This is a genomic window from Pseudomonas sp. W2Aug9 (assembly GCF_023127755.1).
GTDB classification, from domain to species: domain Bacteria; phylum Pseudomonadota; class Gammaproteobacteria; order Pseudomonadales; family Pseudomonadaceae; genus Aquipseudomonas; species Aquipseudomonas synxantha_A.
The window spans coordinates 371,716-389,984 of record NZ_SPKL01000020.1; the positions used below are offsets into that span (position 1 = coordinate 371,716).

The window sequence follows — 18,269 nt, forward strand, 5'->3', positions numbered from 1 at the left end:
CCTGGAATAAGCCCCCGGCGAAATGGGCGGGAACCTTGATCGACGCCATCTATCAATACATCAATACTGGCAATTAGACGCGACCCTTTGTCGCGCCTAGTCTGAACACTGATCAATCCGTCGGTGGTACTGCCCCATGAACGCCAAGCGCCCAACCTGCGCGGCGCCCGCCCTTGAAACGCCCGCGCCCGCCGCCAGCCAGAGCTACCAATACTGCAATCTTGAACACACTGAAGTCGGCAGCACTGCGTTGGCCGAAGAGGTGGCGTTGGCCATTGCCTATAACGACATCAGCCAGGCAGTCATGTTGGTCACACCGACTGATCTTGAGGATTTTATCGTCGGCTTCAGTCTCGGCAGCGGGATTATTGCCGACGTTAGCGACATTTATGATCTCAAAATCAGCGGCGCGGGCTCCGCTCAGTATGCTCAGGTACAGATTTCCAGCAGGGCCTTCTGGAACCTCAAGCAGCAGCGCCGCCAATTGGCGGGCACCAGCGGCTGCGGCCTGTGCGGTGTAGAAGCGGTTGAGCAGGCCCTGCCCGACCTTCAAGTGCTGCCCGGCGCGCCCTTGCCGCCAGCGCAATGGCTCGACGGCCTGCGCCAGCGCATCAGTGCGTTCCAACCGTTGGGCCAGTACAGCGGTGCAGTGCACGCAGCGGTGTTTATGAACGATCAAGGCGAATTGCTGTTGGGCCGTGAAGACATCGGCCGGCATAACGCCTTGGATAAATTGATCGGCGCGTTGATCCGCCAAAAGATTCCGACCGACGGCGGCCTGGCGATTGTTACCAGCCGCTGCAGCCTTGAATTGATCCAGAAAGTCTTGCGTGCAGGCATCCAAACCCTGGTCAGCCTGTCGTCGCCCACCGGCCTGGCCTTGCAATGGGCGCGCCGGCATAACCTCAATCTCATCCACCTGCCGCAGAAAAGCGCGCCACGGGTCTACAGCCCAGCGATGGAGCACCAGCCATGAGCCTTCACCACCAAGCCGACCAAACCCCAACTCCGCGCTACAAGCCTTATAAAGGCCCGGCCGGCGGCTGGGGCGCCCTGATCAGCGTGGCACAAGCCTGGCTGACCAGCGATAACGCGCTTAAAAACCTGCGCATGATGCTCAAGACCAACCAGAACGGCGGCTTCGACTGCCCGGGCTGCGCCTGGGGCGACTCGCCGGAAAGCGGCATGGTCAAGTTCTGCGAAAACGGCGCCAAGGCGGTCAACTGGGAAGCCACCAAGCGCCGCGTCGATGCAGCCTTCTTCGCCAAGCACAGCGTCACGGCATTGCTGGAGCAAAGCGACTATTGGCTGGAATACCAGGGCCGCCTGACCGAGCCGATGCGCTATGACGCACAAACCGACCGCTACACCCCCATCAGCTGGGATGCGGCATTTGACCTGGTCGGCAAGCACCTCAACGCCTTGCCCAGCCCGAACATGGCAGAGTTCTACACCTCGGGTCGCGCCAGCAACGAAGCCGCCTACCTGTATCAGCTGTTTGTGCGCGCCTACGGCACCAACAATTTCCCGGACTGCTCGAACATGTGCCACGAAGCCAGCGGCGTAGCCCTGGCGCAGAGTGTGGGCGTGGGCAAAGGCACCGTGACCTTTGACGACTTCGAACATGCCGACGCTATTTTCGTCTGGGGCCAGAACCCCGGCACCAACCACCCGCGCATGCTTGAACCGTTGCGCGAAGCGGTGAAGCGCGGCGCCCAGGTGGTGTGCATCAACCCCCTGAAAGAGCGCGGCCTGGAGCGCTTCCAGCACCCGCAACACCCGCTGGAAATGCTCACTAACGGCGACAAGCCGACCAACACTGCCTACTTCCGCCCGGCCCTGGGCGGCGACATGGCGATCCTGCGCGGCATGGCCAAGTTCCTGCTGCTGTGGGAACGCCAAGCACTGGCCGAAGGCAAGGAAGCGGTATTCGACCATGACTTTCTCAATGAGCACACCGCCAACGTACTGGAGTATCTGGGCCAGATCGACGACACCTCATGGGAAGAAATCGTCGAGCAATCCGGCCTGACCCTGGTCGAGATCGAGCAAGCGGCGCGCATGTACGCCAAAGGCAAGAACGTGATCATGTGCTGGGCAATGGGGATTACCCAGCACCGTCACTCGGTGCCGACCATCCAGGAAATCGCCAACCTGATGCTACTGCGTGGCAATATCGGCCGCCCTGGTGCCGGCCTGTGCCCCGTGCGCGGTCACAGCAACGTGCAGGGCGATCGAACCATGGGCATCAACGAGCGCCCACCGGTGGCGTTCCTTGACGCGCTGGAGCGTCGTTTCCAGTTTCAGGTGCCGCGAGACAATGGTCACAACGTGGTGGAAGCGATTCACGCCATGCTCGAAGGCCGCTCCAAGGTGTTTATCGGCCTGGGCGGCAACTTCGCCCAAGCCACGCCTGACAGCCCGCGTACCTTCGAAGCCCTGCGCAATTGCGACCTGACCGTGCAAATCAGCACCAAGCTCAACCGCAGCCACCTGATGCACGGTAAAGACGCACTGATCCTGCCGTGCCTGGGCCGTACTGATATCGACATCCAGGCCGACGGCCCGCAAGCGGTGACGGTGGAAGATTCGTTCAGCATGGTCCATGGCTCCAATGGCCAACTGCAACCGCTGTCGGCGCTGATGAAATCCGAGCCCGCGATCCTCGCCGGAATTGCCGCCGCCACCCTGGGCAGCACACCGGTGGACTGGAACTGGCTGGTAGCCGACTACGGGCGCATCCGCGACCTGATCGCCGACACCATCCCGGGCTTCAAGGATTTCAACGAACGCATCAAGCACCCAGGTGGTTTTTACCTTGGCAACTCGGCCGGTGCACGTCGCTGGAACACGCCGTCGGGCCGCGCCAATTTCCGCCCTAACATCCTGCCCAAAGACCTGATCCACGAACGCACCCACGCCACGGGCCGGGTACCAGACCTGATCATGCAGTCGATGCGCTCCCACGATCAGTACAACACCACTATTTACGGCCTGGACGACCGTTACCGTGGCGTCAAGGGCCAGCGTGACGTGCTGTTCGTCAACGAAGCCGACATCATCCGCCTGGGCTTCAAGCCAGGGCAGAAGGCCGACATTGTGTCGCTGTGGGAGGACGGCCGTGAGCGCCGGGTGAAGGGCTTTACCTTGCTGGCGTTTGATATTCCGGCCGGACAGGCGGCAGCGTACTACCCGGAAGTGAACCCACTGGTGCCGTTGGAAAGCACCGGCGACGGCAGCCATACGCCGACGTCGAAGTTCGTCGCAATTCGTCTGGAGGCGGCGAGTGATACTGGGTTGATCATGGCGCGCTCGGCCTGACCCGGGATCTTTGTTGTTTGAATGACCGCTTTCGAGGCCCGCACAATCTCTACATATTCTACGGGCACAAAAAAGGCCGCTTTTGCATAAAAGCGGCCGTTCCGAAGTAACTAAAGACCTGTAAAAACAATTTAAGTTCCCCATACAAAACAGCAACTTAGCAAATTGTATACAACCTCTGCCGCCGGTCGGATTTCGATTGTCAGCGACCCGATACAACCTCAGGATCGCGCCGTCATCCCCTTGAGGTTTCCCTGAATGAAGTTCTCCTCGATTCTCTTGTTGTCCCTTGGCCTGGTCAGTGGCGCAGCCATGGCCGGTGGCACCACCGAAGCCGGTGTAGGCGGCGCATTGGGCGGGGTTCTAGGTTCTGTTGTCGGCCAGCAGCTGGGCGGCAATACCGGTTCGACCATCGGCGCGGCCCTGGGCGGCGCGGGTGGTAGTGCGGTCGGCGCCGACAAGCGCAGCCGTGGCGAAGCCGCCATTGGCGGCGCACTGGGCGCAGCTGGCGGCAACGTCGTGGGCCGCAGTGTCGGCGGCAGTACCGGCGCACTGATCGGCTCGGCGGCCGGCGGTGGCGCGGGCGGTGCACTGGGCAACTACATGGGTAACGAAAGTGACCGCGACGACCGCCGTTATCGCGACCGCGACCGTGACGACCGTCGCTACTACCGCGATGGCCATCCAGGCCGTGGTCATGCCTATGGGCATCGCAAGAACAAGCACCACTACCGTCATCGGTAAGCTCTGAAGAGCACCTCAGTACTAATGTGGGAGGAGCAAGCCCCCTCCCACATGGGGTGCCGCAAGGTCAGACCACCAGTCGCTGCAACGCCTCGCGCAACATCCCCGGTATCGGCACAGGCTGGTTCGAGGCCCGATCCACAAACACATGCACAAAGCGCCCCGCCGCACAGGCTTCTTCTTCGCCTGCCTTGAACACCGCCAGCTCATACTGCACCGAACTGTTGCCCAACTTGCCCACTCGCAGGCCGATTTCAATGCGCTCGGGAAAGGCCACCGAGGCAAAATAGTCACAGGCCGAACTCACCACAAACCCCACCACTTCACCGTCATGAATATCCAGCCCGCCCTGTTCAATCAGGTAGGTATTCACCGCCGTATCGAAGAAGCTGTAGTAGGTGACGTTGTTCACATGGCCGTAGGCATCGTTGTCGTGCCAACGCGTGGTGATCGGCTGGAAGTAGCGGTAATCGGCGCGCAGGGGCGTTGAGTCAGGCATCGGCAAGTCTCTTCAGAGTAGGTCTAATTGAGCGCGGGCCCATTCGCGCACTTCGGCGTAGGGGTAGTCCTCCAGCGCGGCGAAACCGGGAATGCCCCGCGCCTTCAACTTGGTAAACAACGGCACGCTGATACCGCCAAGAAACCGCGTCAGCCGCTCGGCACTGGGTAGCTCGCCAGTGTGCTCATGATGCCTGTGGATAAAATCGCCGCACAGCCCCATGAAGCTTTTATCCACAAGCGGCGGCAGGCTTGGCGAAGGCGGCAGATACGCGACATGGCCGTGGCACACCGAACAATGTCCACAACGCTGGGGAGCGTTTTCATCACCAAAGTACTGCGCCAGGCGCTGCCCCAGGCAGTGCTCGGTGGCGAACAGGTCGAGCATGGCGTGAATCCGCGCCACCTCCGTTACTTCATGCTGCTTGAAGCCTGTGTATAACTCGGCGCTCAACACCACCGGATCGAAATCGGTGTCGAGCAAACTGTAGACCTCGGTCATCTGTTTGCTTTCCAGCTCGATCAGGCCCTGCTCCTGGAAGTAATCCAGCGCCTTGACCACCCGGCTGCGCTCGGCATTGTGCTGTTGATACAGCGCGTCGAAATCCACCGTTGCCCAGGTTTTCGCACGCTTGCACACCTGGATGATCGCCGCGACGAACTGCTGCCGCTCGCCGGAAAAACGTGCGAGCAAAGCGTCGGGCTCGACCAGGTACTTGAAACGGTATTCGGCATAAAACGCGTAGCGCGGCGCGATCACACCCTTGAGTTCCAACTGCACCAGCAGCGTCTTGAGTGGCAGCTCGCGAATATTGCTGTGATCGGACAACGACCTGAGCAGGAACTCCCACTGCCCTTCACTGCGTGCGGCCTGCAACTCCTCGAGGACACGGCCAATGCCCTCTTGCTCCGGCGTGTCGCCGTAGACGAAATTTTCCAGCACATTGAGGCTGTCGCGATTGGCCAACACCAGGCAATCCGATGGTTGCCCGTCACGCCCTGCACGGCCGATTTCCTGGCTGTAGTTCTCGATGGACTTTGGCAGGTCGAAGTGCACCACATTGCGGATATCGCTTTTATCGATGCCCATGCCGAACGCGATCGTCGCGACAATGCAATTGGAGCGCCCACCCATGAAACGCTGCTGGATGCCTTCGCGTTTATCGTGGGGCAGCCCCGCGTGGTAAGCCTCGGCCTGAATGCCGTGGCGGTTCAGATGCTCGGCAATCTGCTCGGCGGTTTTCTGCAAGGTGACGTAGACAATGCTCGGCTGGTTGGGCCGCTCTCTCATCCACTCCACCAGCCGGCGACGTTTGTCCTGGCCGCTGACCGGCTCCACCAGCAGGTTGAGGTTGGGCCGGTAGAAGCCTGTGGTGACCACGTCACCCGGAGCAATCGCGAACTTGGCCTGCATGTCGGCAATCACCTTGGGCGTGGCCGTAGCTGTCAGCAGCAACGCTTGCGGGATATTGAACTGACGCTGGTAGTCCGGCAGCTTCAAGTAATCCGGGCGGAAGTTATGGCCCCATTCGGAGATACAGTGCGCTTCATCCACCACCAGCAGTGAGATCTGCACGCTGTGCAGGAAGTTACGAAAGCGCTCGTTCTTCAAACGCTCCACCGAAATCATCAGGATTTTCAACTCGCCCGAACGCGCACGGGCCATCACATCGTTGGCCTCATCACGGCTCTGGGCCGAATCGATACTGCCTGCCGAAATGCCATGGCGCTGCAGAAACCCCAATTGATCCTGCATCAACGCCAGTAAAGGCGACACCACCAGCGTCAGGTGCGGCAGCAACACCGCCGACAGCTGGTAGCACAAAGATTTACCCGACCCCGTAGGGAAAATTGCTGCTGCCGAACGCCCGGCCAGGACGGCGCTGACCGTCTCTTCCTGGCCCAGGCGAAACTGTGGATAACCAAAGACCTGCTGGAGGGTGTCGTGCATAAGGCTGTCACTCCATTGACCGCTGAACGTGGCTTAAAAACGTAGCCCAGTAAGTTCGGCGAATCGAGAAAGGTCGCAAGGAAATAAGAGACAGGATGATACACAGGCAGGGGATGGCCCAGGGCCGACGGGGAATATTGCGAAAACTCACATTGAATTAAGATCTTCGGCGGGATTTTGATACAGGTTACGACTTGGTTTTTATACTGCCTTCCCCCTGAAGCATTGCGCTACAATCACAGCCTTGCTACCCAGGAGTACGCTGCAATGAGCGAACTGACGTTTGAGCAAAAGCAGGATCACTATCACAAGATCCGCCGTTCCAATTACCTGGCCAGCCTGCGCCTGGAAGGGTTCGATACCCAACCGACCGATGTCGACAAGCCCCTGCCGACCCGCGAAGCCGTCCTGGCCAAATACCGCAATACCTCACGCTGATGCTCGACAAATACGGGGTGGGCCAGGACCCGTACTGCTACCCCGGTAGCAGCGTCCTGCGCAACCGCCTCGATTTGCTCGATGAACACCGCCTGCACGAGGCAGAGCGGGAGTTATCCGAGATTGCAGTAGGCAACCTTCCGCTTTTTCCGCCGCCCTACGACCTTGATCGTCTGCAACACATCCACCGCGTCCTGTTCGGTGACATCTACGATTGGGCCGGTGAACTGCGCAGCGTCAACATCCAGAAAGGTGAGACGCTGTTCTGCACCCCGGAGCGCATCCCGCCGGAAGCGGCGAAGATCATTCGGCATATGCAGGAAGCCAATTGGTATACCGGCGCGTCCCAGGCCGATCTCGTTCACCACATCGCTGAAGCTTATGGCGATCTGAATGTCATCCATCCCTTCCGTGAAGGTAATGGACGGGCTCAGCGGATCCTCTTTGAACAGATCATCGTGAATGCGGGATTTTCGGTGAATTGGTGGCTGGTGAAACACGCGGCATGGATACCCGCGAATATTGATGCGGTGGCGTGTGATTATCGGGGATTGGAGGCGATTTTTGGGCGGTGTATCAGTAAGCCTCCCAGAGCCTGATCGAACCGCGAACGACTAAACCATATGTTTATTGCTCGAGAACAACCTCACTTCTAAGGTTCAGTTCGTCGCTGCCAATTCAGCGACCGGGCTTGGTCACCCGAAAAACAGCAGAGACAAACGTGCCAGCTCCTCTGGCGTATTTCTTTGAATCTGTATTGGAACACTGTGATGACATCCAATCCGCCGCCCACCAGCGTATCCGCGCCGCCAGCGATTTAGTGGAAACCTTCTCTTGCCTGACCTTCGAACACGCCGACCTCAAAGACATTTCTCACATCATCAATGCGCTGTACCTGCTCGTTCAGGACGGCTGTGATTTGCTCGAAGCTACTCAACACGTGCAAATGCGACCAGCGGCCGACCAACCAACACAAAGCGATCCGCTACACAGCTAAACGTGTGGGAGCTGGCTTGCCTGCGATGGCGGCGTATCGGGCTATATTTTTTAAACCTGACGCACCGCCATCGCGGGCAAGCCCGGCTCCCACTTTTTGCCAGTTCAGCCTGCCAAATCGGTATCAAGCCGTAAACCCAGGAAACCACTGTAAGAAACCACCAAATGGCGCGACGTCCGCTTCCCAAACTGCTTCAAACAATCGCTCGCCCTCTACGGAAATGCCTTTCGCCTGAGCGAAACTAGAGCCCTCTCCAAGCTCTGTCGGCATAAATTTGTGAACATCGAAAGGACTCAATATGTCGGTCACTATGGCATCACTTTCACGGTAATTCGACTCACCGTGATGCCAAACAATCGACAAGAGCTAGCCACACTTTGCTTGCTGGAAGCAAAAGCTTCAGCGATAGAGGTCCGCTTGCGGCTTCAGAAGTTGTACGAAAAGATGCTCGCCCGAGATCTACCCTGCGTCATGACAGTGGCCGTCTCAAAGCCACTGACCAGGAAGCAGGCAGATAGCTTGAACAATCGGAACAACCTCATAAAAGAAATCATTTCTGGCGCAGTTGCAGCCCCTGTCGGGATCATATCCAGCAAAGCAGAATCGATAATCGAGAACGCTATCAGCGATTTGATTTCTCACAGGATCCGCAACTTCCACAGCGCAGACATCGTCATTGGCCTGGATGCTCAGGTCAGCGGTGGCATAGGCCCGCAGCGCTCAAGCGTCTCAATGCATGTGTACTCCAGATGAACTTTAGTCAATGGCTTTACCTACAAACAGCGCTATTATTCGCTCTCCATCTGCTGCTGTATTACAAAATCACTGACTGCACGTTAAGAACGCGCTTCGCCGTTACCTTCATCGTAACGGGACTGCTTCTGTTGTTCTGGCTACCCTACATCGCCATTGTCCTGAACATTCAACTTCTTCCCCTGGCCTTGTTCTTGATAGGCTTGGCTCTCTTCATCACGCGAAACAAATACCGCCTGCACCGTAAAAGGCCCCCTCACCCACTCCTACGCACCCCCACCATGAACCTGGCCCCCCACTTCCCCGAAGACCCCGTCATGCAGCAGCTCCTGCAATTGCTGCATGAAGAAATCGGCTTGCCGAAACACAAGACCATTAGCCTGCAAACCTCGCTCAACTTCGACCTTGCTTGCGATGGCGTTGAGGCCAAGCAATTCATGGAGGCGCTGGAACAGGATTTTGGGGTCGACCTAAGCGACTACGACGCTTATCGTTACTTTCAGCCGCCGATGTTCGACGTATTCTTGAAGCGGCGCGCCAAAGGCCGTGGCGACAAAATACCGCTGACCATCGGTATGCTCTACCTGGCGATCAAGACCCAAAGGTGGGACACGCAGACCTTGGAAAACCTGAGCTGATCCCAAGAGCACTGAGATCCAAATGTGGGAGGGGGCTTGCCCCCGATTGCGGTGGGTCAGCTATAGATAAGCTGACTGATTCACCGCCATCGGGAGCAAGCCCCCTCCCACATTGGTTCTGCGTTAATCTGGCGAGCGGTATGCATAACAAGGACCTTACATGGACGTACTAATGGGCCTGCTGGCCGCCCTGCTCTGGGGTGGCACGGACTTTCTCGTGGGCCTCAATGCCCGCGCCGTTGGCGTTAAACGCGCGGTGTATTTTGGCCAAGCCCTTGGCTTTCTGATCATGACTCTGCTGCTGGTCATTTTCCCGGCCTTCCTGTTCAAATCCCTCGATGCGCCGTTGAGCGTCTGGCTCCTGGGCATCGCAGCGGCCCTGCTGACCGTCTCTGGAGCCCTCGCGCTGTCCAAGGCTTTCGCCCTGGGCAAAGCCGCCATCGTCGCGCCATTGGTCACGTCCTATGGCGTGGTGACCACCCTGCTGTCCTGGGCCAGCGGTGAGCACATCAGCCTGATACAACTGGGCTGCATCGCCCTGTGCGTGATCGGCGTGGTCCTGTCCAGCATCCACAAGGACAACGGCACGCCCCACAACAACCCGCGCCTGTCCATCGCCTACGCCATGCTCGCAGCAACGCTGTACGGCACCAGTTTCTGGCTGCAAGGTCGCTACACACTACCGGCACTGGGGCCGATCACCATGTTGTGGTTGGGGTACCTGGTGGGCCTGTGCGTGCTGGTGGTGATGGTGCTGAAGATCAAGGACGGTCTGAAGATCCCACCGCTGAAAAATTGCGCGACGTTGACCGGTGCGAGCCTGATGAACCTCGGCGGGTTCTCGGCGTTTTCGTGGGGCGCGATGGCCGGCTCGGTTTCGGTGGTAACGGTGATCAGTACGCTCTCTGGAGGGATTGCGGCGATCCTGGGGTTTGTGTTTTTCAAGGAGCGCTTGTCGGCAGTACAGGTGCTCGGGGTTGTGCTGGTGCTGGTCGGCGCGGTGCTGCTGCACATCGCCCACTAACCCTGCGCGCACAAAAAAGCCGCCTGCAAAAGGCGGCTTTTTCACAACAGCTGAGTCTTACAACTTAGGACCCGCAGCCTTGATCGCATCGCTCACTTCAAACTTCTTGAAGTTCTCGATAAACAGACCAGCCAGCGCCTTCGCGGCTTCGTCGTAGGCAGCTTTGTCAGCCCAGGTGTTACGTGGGTTCAACAGGCCGGTTTCAACGCCCGGTACGGCCAATGGCACGTCGAGGTTGATGGTGTCCAGGTGTTCAGTTTGCGCACCGATCAACGCGCCGCTCTGGATCGCGGCGATCACGCCGCGAGTAGTCGGGATGTTGAAGCGCTTGCCAACGCCGTAGCCGCCGCCGGTCCAGCCGGTGTTGACCAGGTAGACCTTGGAGCCGAAACCACGGATACGCTTGATCAAAAGCTCAGCGTATTCGCCGGCCGGACGCGGGAAGAACGGCGCGCCGAAGCAGGTGGAGAAGGTCGACTTGATACCGCTGCCGGAACCCATTTCAGTCGAGCCCACCAACGCGGTGTAGCCGGACAGGAAGTGGTAGGCCGCTTGTTCTTCGCTGAGGATCGACACTGGCGGCAGTACGCCGGTCAGGTCGCAGGTCAGGAAGATCACTGCGTTTGGCTCGCCGCCCAGGTTCTTCTCGGAACGCTTGGCAACGTGCTCCAGCGGGTAGGCGGCACGGCTGTTCTGGGTCAGGCTGACATCAGCGTAGTCGGCGTGCTTGGCCTCGTCGATCACGACGTTTTCCAGCACGGCGCCGTGCTTGATGGCTTTCCAGATAACCGGCTCGTTCTTCTCCGACAGGTCGATGCACTTGGCATAGCAACCGCCTTCGATGTTGAACACTACGCCTTCGCCCCAGCCGTGTTCGTCGTCACCGATCAGGTAACGGCTTTCGTCGGCCGACAGGGTGGTCTTGCCGGTGCCGGACAGGCCGAAGAACAGGGTCACGTCGCCTGCTTCGCCAATGTTGGCGGCGCAGTGCATCGGCAGTACGTCGGCGGCCGGCAGCAGGAAGTTCTGCACCGAGAACATGGCTTTTTTCATTTCACCGGCGTAACGCATACCGGCGATCAGCACTTTTTTCTGTGCGAAGTTGAGGATCACGCAACCGTCGGAGTTGGTGCCGTCGCGCTCTGGCACACACTCGAAGTTGGCCACGTTGAGCACTTGCCACTCTTCACGACCGGCCGGGTTGTACTGGGCCGGGTTGATGAACAGGCAACGACCGAACAGGTTCTGCCAGGCAGTCTGGGTGGTCATTTTCACGGCCAGGTAGTGGTCTTCTGCGGCCCCTACGTGAACATGGGAAACGAAATGCTCTTGCGCGTTGTTGAACGCCTCGACGCGAGCCCACAGGGCATCGAACTTGTCGGCCGGGAACTTGCGGTTGATCGGGCCCCAGGCAATGGCGTCCTGGGTGGAAGGCTCTTCAACGATAAAACGGTCGACCGGCGAACGACCGGTGCGGTGACCGGTTTCGACAACCAGCGCACCAGTATCGGCAAGCACGCCTTCACCGCGCTGCAGGGCTTCTTTGACCAGATCGTCAACACTCAGATCGGTGTATACGGCGTTATTGGCTTGCGTCATGAGGTTCCCCGTCGGCCTATGGCCGAGTGCTCCAAACGTTTTGTAGTAGAAAGTTGCGCACTACTACCGCGAAAAAAGTGGGCCGGATTATGCCAGAAAAGCCCAAAAAGAGTAGGGCCCTCCCGTCAGAACACCTCTAATCCGGCGTTTGTCAGGTGATTTACCTGTGCTTAAACGTTTTAGTGGCGGGTGTCGGAAGGGGTGTCGATGCCCGCTCCGGCGAACAATTGGGCTACATCAGCGGCATCGAACAGGTAGCGCTGGTTGCAGAACTGGCAATCAATCTCGATATGGCCGCCGTGTTCCACCACCAGATTTTGCGCATCTTCCAGGCCCAGGCTGACCAAGGCGTTGCCTGAACGCTCGCGCGAACAGCTGCAATGAAAGTGCAAGGCTTGCGAGTCAAACAACCGCACAGCCTCTTCATGGTAAAGGCGGTGCAGGATGGTTTCGTTGTCCAGGCCCAGCAGTTCTTCGGCCTTCAACGTATCAGCCAAGGCGATGATATGCCGCCAGCTTTCGGCACGATCATCCTCATCCTTGATGCGGTCGGCCGGCAATTGTTGCACCAGCAAACCACGGGCACGTTTGCCGTCGGCGTTAAGCCAGAACTTGGTGCCCACCTGCTGGGACATTACGAAGTAGTTGGTGAAGCACTCCGACAGGGTTTGGCCATCGAGGTCGACAATGCCCTGGTAGCGTTGGCCTTCGGTCGGGTCGACGGTGAGTGCCAGGACGCCATTGGGCATCAGGTCGGCCAGGGTGGCGTCCGCGGCGATCTGGTCGGCTTCATAACGGGCCAGGCCACGGATTTCGCGCTCGCTGGAGCACTCGATCATCAACATGGGCACCGGCCCTTCGGAACGGGCCTGCAAGATCAGCAACCCGTCGAACTTCATGGTGCCAACCAGCAGCGCCGCGGCGGCCATCAGCTCGCCGAGCAATTGCGCGACCGGCTCCGGATAGGCGTGCTTGGCAAGGACTTCGGCATAGCTGAGCTCCAACGACACCATCTCGCCGCGGGCATCGCTCTCATCGAAGATGAAGCGTTGGGTGAAGTCGGTATCCGGTAGATCAGTCATAGGTCTGGGTATCTGAAGTGATGACAAAATGATTACAAGGTTTATAAAATTAAACGCTTTAGCACCATCTTGGTGCGACTTCTCCTGAATTCAAGGAGCTGAATAGAGCGATGAGGGACAGTTTATGAACAATCCGGGTTTGTTCCAAGCCAACTGGAACCTCCGGCGATGGGCTCTTTGCAATCTACTCGCTATCGGACTGCTGTGTTTTTGGCTGTGGCCCACGGGCCAGATGCTGTGTGTGATTTTCGACGAGTGGCTGTTTCATCTGCTCAATGGCCCGCTAGCCACCAATTCGACCTGGCTGCATGTGTGGGCCGTGGCCAGTCTGCGGCCGTTTGATGCAGTGGTCGGCGTTATTTTGCTGACGCTGCTGATCCGCGGCGACTGGGTGTTCAAGGCCGTGCAGGTGCGCCAGGCGTTCTTTGGTTTCCTCGGCATTCTGCTGCTGTTGCTGTTTATTCGCATGTTGTTCTCCAAACTCGCGGCGCATATGGGCTGGCAGCACAGCAGCCCGTCCATGGTGATCGGCGGCGCGATTCAGATGAGTGATTTTTTCCCGGGACTGGAGAAAACCTGGGAGTTGAAGGACCGTTCCAGCCAGAGCTTCCCGGGCGACCATGCGTCGGTGCTGTTGATCTGGGGGATGTTCATGACCGTATTTGCCAAGCGTATCGGCCAGGTGCTGGTGATCTGGGGCCTGGCGCTGCTGTTCATGATGCCGCGCCTGGTTGCGGGCGCGCACTGGGGTCAGGACGATTACATAGGTGGCGTATTGCTGGCGCTGTTGGCGCTGGGGTGGGGGTATTACACGCCGTTTGCGGCGAAGGTGTCGGGGTTCCTGTTGCGGGTAACCGCGCCGGTGTTCGGGTTGCTTGGAAAACTGCCGGTGATCGGGCGATTGAGCGTCATACGCACCGCTCCTTAAATACGCGGGTTAAATGTGGGAGGGGGCTTGCTCCCTCCCACATTTTGATCTGCTGCCGGCAGGAGATTCGTAATCAATCGTCGTTGCCGCTGCCGCGGAACTTGAATAGATCGCGGCGCTGCTTCTTGCTTGGCTTGCCATCGGTGGTCATTCCAGTCGCTCCCGCCTTGCGCATGGCCGCTGCGTTTTCGCGCTTGGCGATACTCGCTTCGGTCTCGGTGTACAGCGCCTGCGCTTCGGGTGCCCCACGGCGCACGACAGAAAGCGCCTGCACCACGACGGTCTTTTCATCAAACCCTGTACGAATCTGAAACTCATCGCCGATACGTGGCTCTTTGCCCGGCTTGCAGCGCTCGCCGCGATGATGAACCTTCCCGCTTTCGATTGCGGCCTTGGCCAGGGCACGGGTTTTGTAGAACCGCGCGGCCCACAACCACTTGTCCAGTCGGACCTTTTCTTCCTCTTCCTGTTTTTGACCCACTTGAATTCCTCGCTCTGAAAAATGTCGCAACCTTACCGTTGAAACCCTTCGACGCATAAACCCCAAGGCTCACCTAAGATACGCCAGGTAGCACCCTGTTTTCGCGAGGATACGCTGTGACCGACTTCCCCCTTTCACTCACCTCGCCCAACCAGCGGTGCGTGGGTTGCCAGCAAAGCGAGCCTCTGGGGTTCGACTTTGCGTTCGCCTACCAGCCTATCGTAGACCTGCGTGACCACTCGATATTCGCCAACGAAGCCTTGGTACGCGGTACCCAGGGAGAAGGCGCACTCTCGGTGCTGGCCCAGGTCAACGAAACCAATCGCTACCGCTTCGACCAGCGCTGCCGAACCAAGGCCATTGCCGGTGCCGCAGCGCTGGGCATGCAGACTCACCTTTCCATCAATTTCATGCCCAATGCCGTATACCGTCCGGAACTGTGTATTCGCAGCACCCTGGAGGCCGCCCGGGCGCACAATTTCCCGCTGGACCGGCTGATTTTCGAGACCCTGGAAAGCGAGCATGTAGATAACTATCGCCATTTGACGAATATTCTGCGTGAATATCGCGAATTCGGCTTCAAGACCGCCATCGACGACTTCGGTGCGGGCTATTCGGGGCTGAACCTGCTGGCCGATTTCCAACCCGACCTGATCAAACTCGACATGGCGTTGATTCGCGATGTCGATCAAGACCGTGTCCGTCAGGTGATCGTCCGGGGGATTGTCACAATCTGTGAGCAGTTGGGAGTTACTGTCATCGCCGAAGGCATCGAAAGTGCTGGCGAGCGGGATTTCCTCTCCGACTGTGGAATATTTCTGATGCAGGGTTTTTGGTTCGCCAAACCTGCATTCAATGCCCTGGCCAAGGTTTCTCCTCAAGCCTGGGCAAATTGACCGGTACCCATATTGAAGACATTTGACCATTTGACCGTTGTGGGTCTGCGTGAATGGGTGGCACTTCCCGACCTGGGAGTGGCGGGCCTGCGCGCGAAGATCGACACCGGTGCCAGCACCTCAAGCCTGCATGCCACCGATATCGAGCCGTTTGAGCGCGACGGTGAAAAGTGGGTGCGCTTTACCGCGCACCTGGGCAGCGTGGTGCAACTGCGTCACCGTCGCTGCGAAGCGCCCCTGGTGACGATGAAAACCATCAAGAGCTCCAACGGCCATGCGCAGGTGCGCTACGTGATCAGCACCACCCTGGCGCTGGGTGACCGGGTATGGCGGGTGGAATTCACCCTCGCCTGTCGCAAAGCCATGCGTTATCGCCTGTTACTGGGCTCCAAGGCGTTGATTGACGGCCAGTTGGTCGTCAATCCAGGCGTCAAGTACGTTCAAGACAAGCCGGTGTTCCCGGTCTCCACTATTTCTGCCCCAGGTGCTGCATGAAGATTGCTGTGCTGTCGCGAAACCCGCGTCTGTATTCCACCCGCCGCCTGGTCGAGGCCGGCACTGAACGTGGCCATGAAATGGTGGTGATCGACACGTTGCGTGCCTACATGAACATTGCCAGCCACAAGCCGCAGATCCACTACCGGGGCAAACCCCTGGAAGGCTTTGATGCGGTGATCCCGCGTATCGGCGCTTCGGTGACGTTTTATGGCTGCGCGGTGTTGCGTCAGTTTGAAATGATGGGGGTGTTTCCTCTCAACGAATCCGTGGCCATTGCCCGCTCGCGGGACAAACTGCGTTCGCTGCAGTTGCTGTCACGCCGGGGTATCGGCTTGCCGGTCACCGGCTTTGCCCACTCCCCGGATGACATCCCTGACCTGATCGAGATGGTCAATGGTGCACCGCTGGTGATCAAGGTACTGGAAGGCACCCAAGGCATCGGTGTGGTGCTGTGTGAAACGGCGACGGCAGCTGAATCGGTGATCGAGGCGTTCATGGGCCTCAAGCAGAACATCATGGTGCAGGAGTACATCAAGGAAGCCGGCGGCGCGGATATTCGCTGCTTCGTGGTGGGCGACAAAGTGATCGCGGCGATGAAGCGCCAGGCCAAGCCCGGTGAGTTCCGCTCCAATCTGCACCGTGGCGGCAGCGCCAGCCTGATCAAGATCACACCGGAAGAACGCATGACCGCACTGCGGGCAGCCAAGGTGATGGGCTTGAGCGTGGCAGGCGTGGATATCCTGCGCTCCAATCATGGGCCGCTGGTGATGGAAGTGAACTCATCGCCGGGCCTGGAAGGGATCGAGACCACCACCGGCAAGGACGTGGCGGGGATCATCATTCAGCACTTGGAGAAGAATGGTGGGCCGAATATGACTCGGACCAAGGGCAAAGGCTAAAAGCCTATTTTAATCCCGACATGAAACCAATGTGGGAGGGGGCTTGCTCCCGATAGCGGTGTCACAGTCACTGAACTTCTTGACTGAAAGACCGCCATCGGGAGCGAGCCCCCTCCCACATTTTTGATATTTGTTGTTTGTCAGACCGCATCTCTAGGCAGCATCAGCCCAAGCGGCAAGCGCACCCGCGCCTCCAACCCGCCTTCTTCACGGTTGCGAAGTTCGACATTGCCGCCATGCATCGAGGCGATTCGCCGCACGATCGCCAACCCCAACCCGGTGCCCTTGCCACCTCGGGCTCGGTCGCCACGGGTGAACGGGTTGAAGATACCCTCAAGCTCGGCAGGGTCGATCCCCGTGCCACGGTCCATCACGCTCAGCACCACGTAAGGCGCGGCACTGTCACCGGAGACATACGCCGCCACCTCCACATCGGAACCGGCATGATGCAAGGCGTTGCCGATCAGGTTGTTCAGCAGGCGCTTCATCGAGACCCGGCGCAATGCAAACGGCTGGATCGGCTCCAGCCGCATGCGCACCTGCTCACCGTTCTGGTTATAGGGCGCAACCACCTCACGCACGAGGTCCGTGAGGTCCACCTCCTCAACCACTTCATCACGCCCGTCGCGGATGAAGGCCAGGAACTGGTCCAGGATAGCGTCCATGTCCTCGATATCGCGCACCATGTCATCGGTGAGGTCGGTATGGTCCCCCATCAGCTCCAGGGACAGGCGCAATCGCGTCAACGGTGTGCGCAAGTCATGGGACACACCTGCCAGCATCAGCTCGCGCTCGCGCCCGGCCTGCTCGACGTCTTCCGCCATCTGGTTGAACGCGCCGTACACCTCGGTCATCTCACTGGGCGTGTCGCTGACCGGCAGGCGCACACTGCGCCCCTGGCCCAATTGGCGAGCGGCAAATACCAGGCGCTTGAGTGGTTGGTTGAGCTGACGGACGAAGATCCACGCGGAGGCCGTTGAAAGCAAGCCGATGGCCAGGAACCAGCCCAGCACGTTCCAGATTTTCTGCCCGCGCAGCGGGTGCGGATAAAGCGGCACCTTGATCCAGGCATCGCCCAGGCTAGGTGCCCGCACCCATAACGCCGGTGAAACATGCATGCGCAGCCTCACCTCGGTGTCGGCGCCCAGTTCGGCCTGCATCTGGCGCTGATAGATCTCGCTGTAAGGCCAATGCTGCTCGCCTTCAGGCACGCCGGCCCCATCAACCCGAGTCAAGGTCGACGCCTTGGCCACCTTTTCTCGGTTCTCAGGGTCTACGGCCCAATAGCCCCGCAACGTCAGGGCCACACCGTGGCTGTACTGCCGATCCACCAGCACGTCTTCGTTCATCAACAGATAAACCAGCGTGAGCGCCTTGGAAAACAGAACGACAATAAGCACCAGCCAAAGGGTGCGAGAGAAGAAACTTTGTGGGAACCACAGCGGGGTTTTCATAGATGAAAGCTGCACACCTTGCAGGAACGAGCGGTGCTCGCAGAATTGCAGACGCCGGGCATCCCGTC

General features: G+C 58.9%; 19 protein-coding genes. 13 read left to right on the top strand and 6 right to left on the bottom strand.

The annotated features are described in order from the left end of the window. Positions 1 to 136: 136 nt before the first annotated feature. The 3 genes from fdhD to E3O56_RS15325 all read left to right on the top strand — a co-directional run bounded on the left by fdhD (position 137) and on the right by E3O56_RS15325 (position 4,065). Positions 137 to 976, top strand: coding sequence for a formate dehydrogenase accessory sulfurtransferase FdhD (gene fdhD / locus E3O56_RS15315; RefSeq protein WP_005783839.1), 840 nt, complete (start codon positions 137 to 139; stop codon positions 974 to 976). Continuing rightward, a complete protein-coding gene (locus E3O56_RS15320; protein ID WP_032878400.1) occupies positions 973 to 3,321 on the top strand; it encodes an FdhF/YdeP family oxidoreductase in 2,349 nt (782 codons plus the stop codon). Before fdhD ends, E3O56_RS15320 begins: the two co-directional genes overlap by 4 nt. A 258-nt stretch (positions 3,322 to 3,579) precedes the next feature. Next, a complete protein-coding gene (locus tag E3O56_RS15325; RefSeq protein WP_005783837.1) occupies positions 3,580 to 4,065 on the top strand; it encodes a glycine zipper domain-containing protein in 486 nt (161 codons plus the stop codon). A gap of 67 nt (positions 4,066 to 4,132) precedes the next feature. Here the strand turns inward: E3O56_RS15325 and E3O56_RS15330 are convergent, their stop codons facing one another. Both E3O56_RS15330 and E3O56_RS15335 read right to left on the bottom strand, forming a co-directional pair. Continuing rightward, a complete protein-coding gene (locus E3O56_RS15330) occupies positions 4,133 to 4,564 on the bottom strand; it encodes a thioesterase family protein (RefSeq protein ID WP_103733982.1) in 432 nt (143 codons plus the stop codon). Between the two features lie 12 nt (positions 4,565 to 4,576). Then, positions 4,577 to 6,514, bottom strand: coding sequence for a RecQ family ATP-dependent DNA helicase (locus tag E3O56_RS15335; RefSeq protein WP_103733983.1), 1,938 nt, complete (start codon positions 6,512 to 6,514; stop codon positions 4,577 to 4,579). Positions 6,515 to 6,781: 267 nt separating this feature from the next. Between E3O56_RS15335 and E3O56_RS15340 the strand changes: the two genes are divergently transcribed. From E3O56_RS15340 to E3O56_RS15365, 6 genes are all read left to right on the top strand, one after another. Then, positions 6,782 to 6,952: a YhfG family protein gene (locus E3O56_RS15340; protein ID WP_003187692.1), complete on the top strand. Its 171-nt coding sequence runs from the start codon at positions 6,782 to 6,784 to the stop codon at positions 6,950 to 6,952. Further along, positions 6,952 to 7,551: a putative adenosine monophosphate-protein transferase Fic gene (locus tag E3O56_RS15345; protein WP_248128495.1), complete on the top strand. Its 600-nt coding sequence runs from the start codon at positions 6,952 to 6,954 to the stop codon at positions 7,549 to 7,551. The genes E3O56_RS15340 and E3O56_RS15345 overlap by 1 nt, the downstream gene beginning before the upstream one ends. 122 nt (positions 7,552 to 7,673) lie before the next feature. Continuing rightward, positions 7,674 to 7,949, top strand: a complete 276-nt coding sequence (locus tag E3O56_RS15350) for a hypothetical protein (protein ID WP_032878404.1) — start codon at positions 7,674 to 7,676, stop codon at positions 7,947 to 7,949. Positions 7,950 to 8,225: 276 nt separating this feature from the next. After that, positions 8,226 to 8,702, top strand: coding sequence for a hypothetical protein (locus E3O56_RS15355; RefSeq protein WP_124398985.1), 477 nt, complete (start codon positions 8,226 to 8,228; stop codon positions 8,700 to 8,702). A 281-nt stretch (positions 8,703 to 8,983) separates the two neighbouring features. Further along, positions 8,984 to 9,340: a DUF1493 family protein gene (locus E3O56_RS26860; protein ID WP_228309229.1), complete on the top strand. Its 357-nt coding sequence runs from the start codon at positions 8,984 to 8,986 to the stop codon at positions 9,338 to 9,340. A gap of 160 nt (positions 9,341 to 9,500) precedes the next feature. After that, positions 9,501 to 10,364: a DMT family transporter gene (locus E3O56_RS15365; protein WP_248128496.1), complete on the top strand. Its 864-nt coding sequence runs from the start codon at positions 9,501 to 9,503 to the stop codon at positions 10,362 to 10,364. 57 nt (positions 10,365 to 10,421) lie between these two features. Here the strand turns inward: E3O56_RS15365 and E3O56_RS15370 are convergent, their stop codons facing one another. Both E3O56_RS15370 and hslO read right to left on the bottom strand, forming a co-directional pair. Next, positions 10,422 to 11,963, bottom strand: coding sequence for a phosphoenolpyruvate carboxykinase (locus E3O56_RS15370; RefSeq protein ID WP_005783824.1), 1,542 nt, complete (start codon positions 11,961 to 11,963; stop codon positions 10,422 to 10,424). 179 nt (positions 11,964 to 12,142) lie between these two features. Next, positions 12,143 to 13,045: an Hsp33 family molecular chaperone HslO gene (gene hslO, locus E3O56_RS15375; protein ID WP_005783822.1), complete on the bottom strand. Its 903-nt coding sequence runs from the start codon at positions 13,043 to 13,045 to the stop codon at positions 12,143 to 12,145. Between the two features lie 124 nt (positions 13,046 to 13,169). Here hslO and E3O56_RS15380 point away from each other — a divergent pair, with 124 nt between their 5' ends. Next, positions 13,170 to 13,973: a phosphatase PAP2 family protein gene (locus E3O56_RS15380; protein WP_228309227.1), complete on the top strand. Its 804-nt coding sequence runs from the start codon at positions 13,170 to 13,172 to the stop codon at positions 13,971 to 13,973. Between the two features lie 73 nt (positions 13,974 to 14,046). Here the strand turns inward: E3O56_RS15380 and E3O56_RS15385 are convergent, their stop codons facing one another. Next, positions 14,047 to 14,454, bottom strand: coding sequence for a S4 domain-containing protein (locus E3O56_RS15385; protein ID WP_005783819.1), 408 nt, complete (start codon positions 14,452 to 14,454; stop codon positions 14,047 to 14,049). 116 nt (positions 14,455 to 14,570) lie between these two features. Between E3O56_RS15385 and E3O56_RS15390 the strand changes: the two genes are divergently transcribed. From E3O56_RS15390 to rimK, 3 genes are read left to right on the top strand one after another with little or no spacing between them, the layout of a single operon-like run. Continuing rightward, on the top strand, positions 14,571 to 15,350 hold the full coding sequence (locus E3O56_RS15390) for an EAL domain-containing protein (protein ID WP_078820035.1): 780 nt from the start codon (positions 14,571 to 14,573) through the stop codon (positions 15,348 to 15,350). Between the two features lie 30 nt (positions 15,351 to 15,380). Continuing rightward, a complete protein-coding gene (locus E3O56_RS15395) occupies positions 15,381 to 15,845 on the top strand; it encodes an ATP-dependent zinc protease (RefSeq protein ID WP_169986753.1) in 465 nt (154 codons plus the stop codon). Continuing rightward, complete coding sequence (gene rimK, locus E3O56_RS15400) at positions 15,842 to 16,747, top strand: 30S ribosomal protein S6--L-glutamate ligase (RefSeq protein ID WP_003187674.1); 906 nt, start codon at positions 15,842 to 15,844, stop codon at positions 16,745 to 16,747. Before E3O56_RS15395 ends, rimK begins: the two co-directional genes overlap by 4 nt. A 140-nt stretch (positions 16,748 to 16,887) precedes the next feature. Here rimK and E3O56_RS15405 read toward each other — a convergent pair whose 3' ends face one another. Continuing rightward, complete coding sequence (locus E3O56_RS15405; RefSeq protein ID WP_005783812.1) at positions 16,888 to 18,201, bottom strand: ATP-binding protein; 1,314 nt, start codon at positions 18,199 to 18,201, stop codon at positions 16,888 to 16,890. Positions 18,202 to 18,269 lie beyond the last annotated feature (68 nt).

Coding starts and splice junctions, on each gene's coding strand:
- fdhD (WP_005783839.1), top strand. CDS start 137: ATGAACGCCAAGCGCCCAACCTGCGCGGCGCCCGCCCTTGAAACGCCC.
- E3O56_RS15320 (WP_032878400.1), top strand. CDS start 973: ATGAGCCTTCACCACCAAGCCGACCAAACCCCAACTCCGCGCTACAAG.
- E3O56_RS15325 (WP_005783837.1), top strand. CDS start 3,580: ATGAAGTTCTCCTCGATTCTCTTGTTGTCCCTTGGCCTGGTCAGTGGC.
- E3O56_RS15330 (WP_103733982.1), bottom strand. CDS start 4,564: ATGCCTGACTCAACGCCCCTGCGCGCCGATTACCGCTACTTCCAGCCG.
- E3O56_RS15335 (WP_103733983.1), bottom strand. CDS start 6,514: ATGCACGACACCCTCCAGCAGGTCTTTGGTTATCCACAGTTTCGCCTG.
- E3O56_RS15340 (WP_003187692.1), top strand. CDS start 6,782: ATGAGCGAACTGACGTTTGAGCAAAAGCAGGATCACTATCACAAGATC.
- E3O56_RS15345 (WP_248128495.1), top strand. CDS start 6,952: ATGCTCGACAAATACGGGGTGGGCCAGGACCCGTACTGCTACCCCGGT.
- E3O56_RS26860 (WP_228309229.1), top strand. CDS start 8,984: ATGAACCTGGCCCCCCACTTCCCCGAAGACCCCGTCATGCAGCAGCTC.
- E3O56_RS15365 (WP_248128496.1), top strand. CDS start 9,501: ATGGACGTACTAATGGGCCTGCTGGCCGCCCTGCTCTGGGGTGGCACG.
- E3O56_RS15370 (WP_005783824.1), bottom strand. CDS start 11,963: ATGACGCAAGCCAATAACGCCGTATACACCGATCTGAGTGTTGACGAT.
- hslO (WP_005783822.1), bottom strand. CDS start 13,045: ATGACTGATCTACCGGATACCGACTTCACCCAACGCTTCATCTTCGAT.
- E3O56_RS15380 (WP_228309227.1), top strand. CDS start 13,170: ATGAACAATCCGGGTTTGTTCCAAGCCAACTGGAACCTCCGGCGATGG.
- rimK (WP_003187674.1), top strand. CDS start 15,842: ATGAAGATTGCTGTGCTGTCGCGAAACCCGCGTCTGTATTCCACCCGC.
- E3O56_RS15405 (WP_005783812.1), bottom strand. CDS start 18,201: ATGAAAACCCCGCTGTGGTTCCCACAAAGTTTCTTCTCTCGCACCCTT.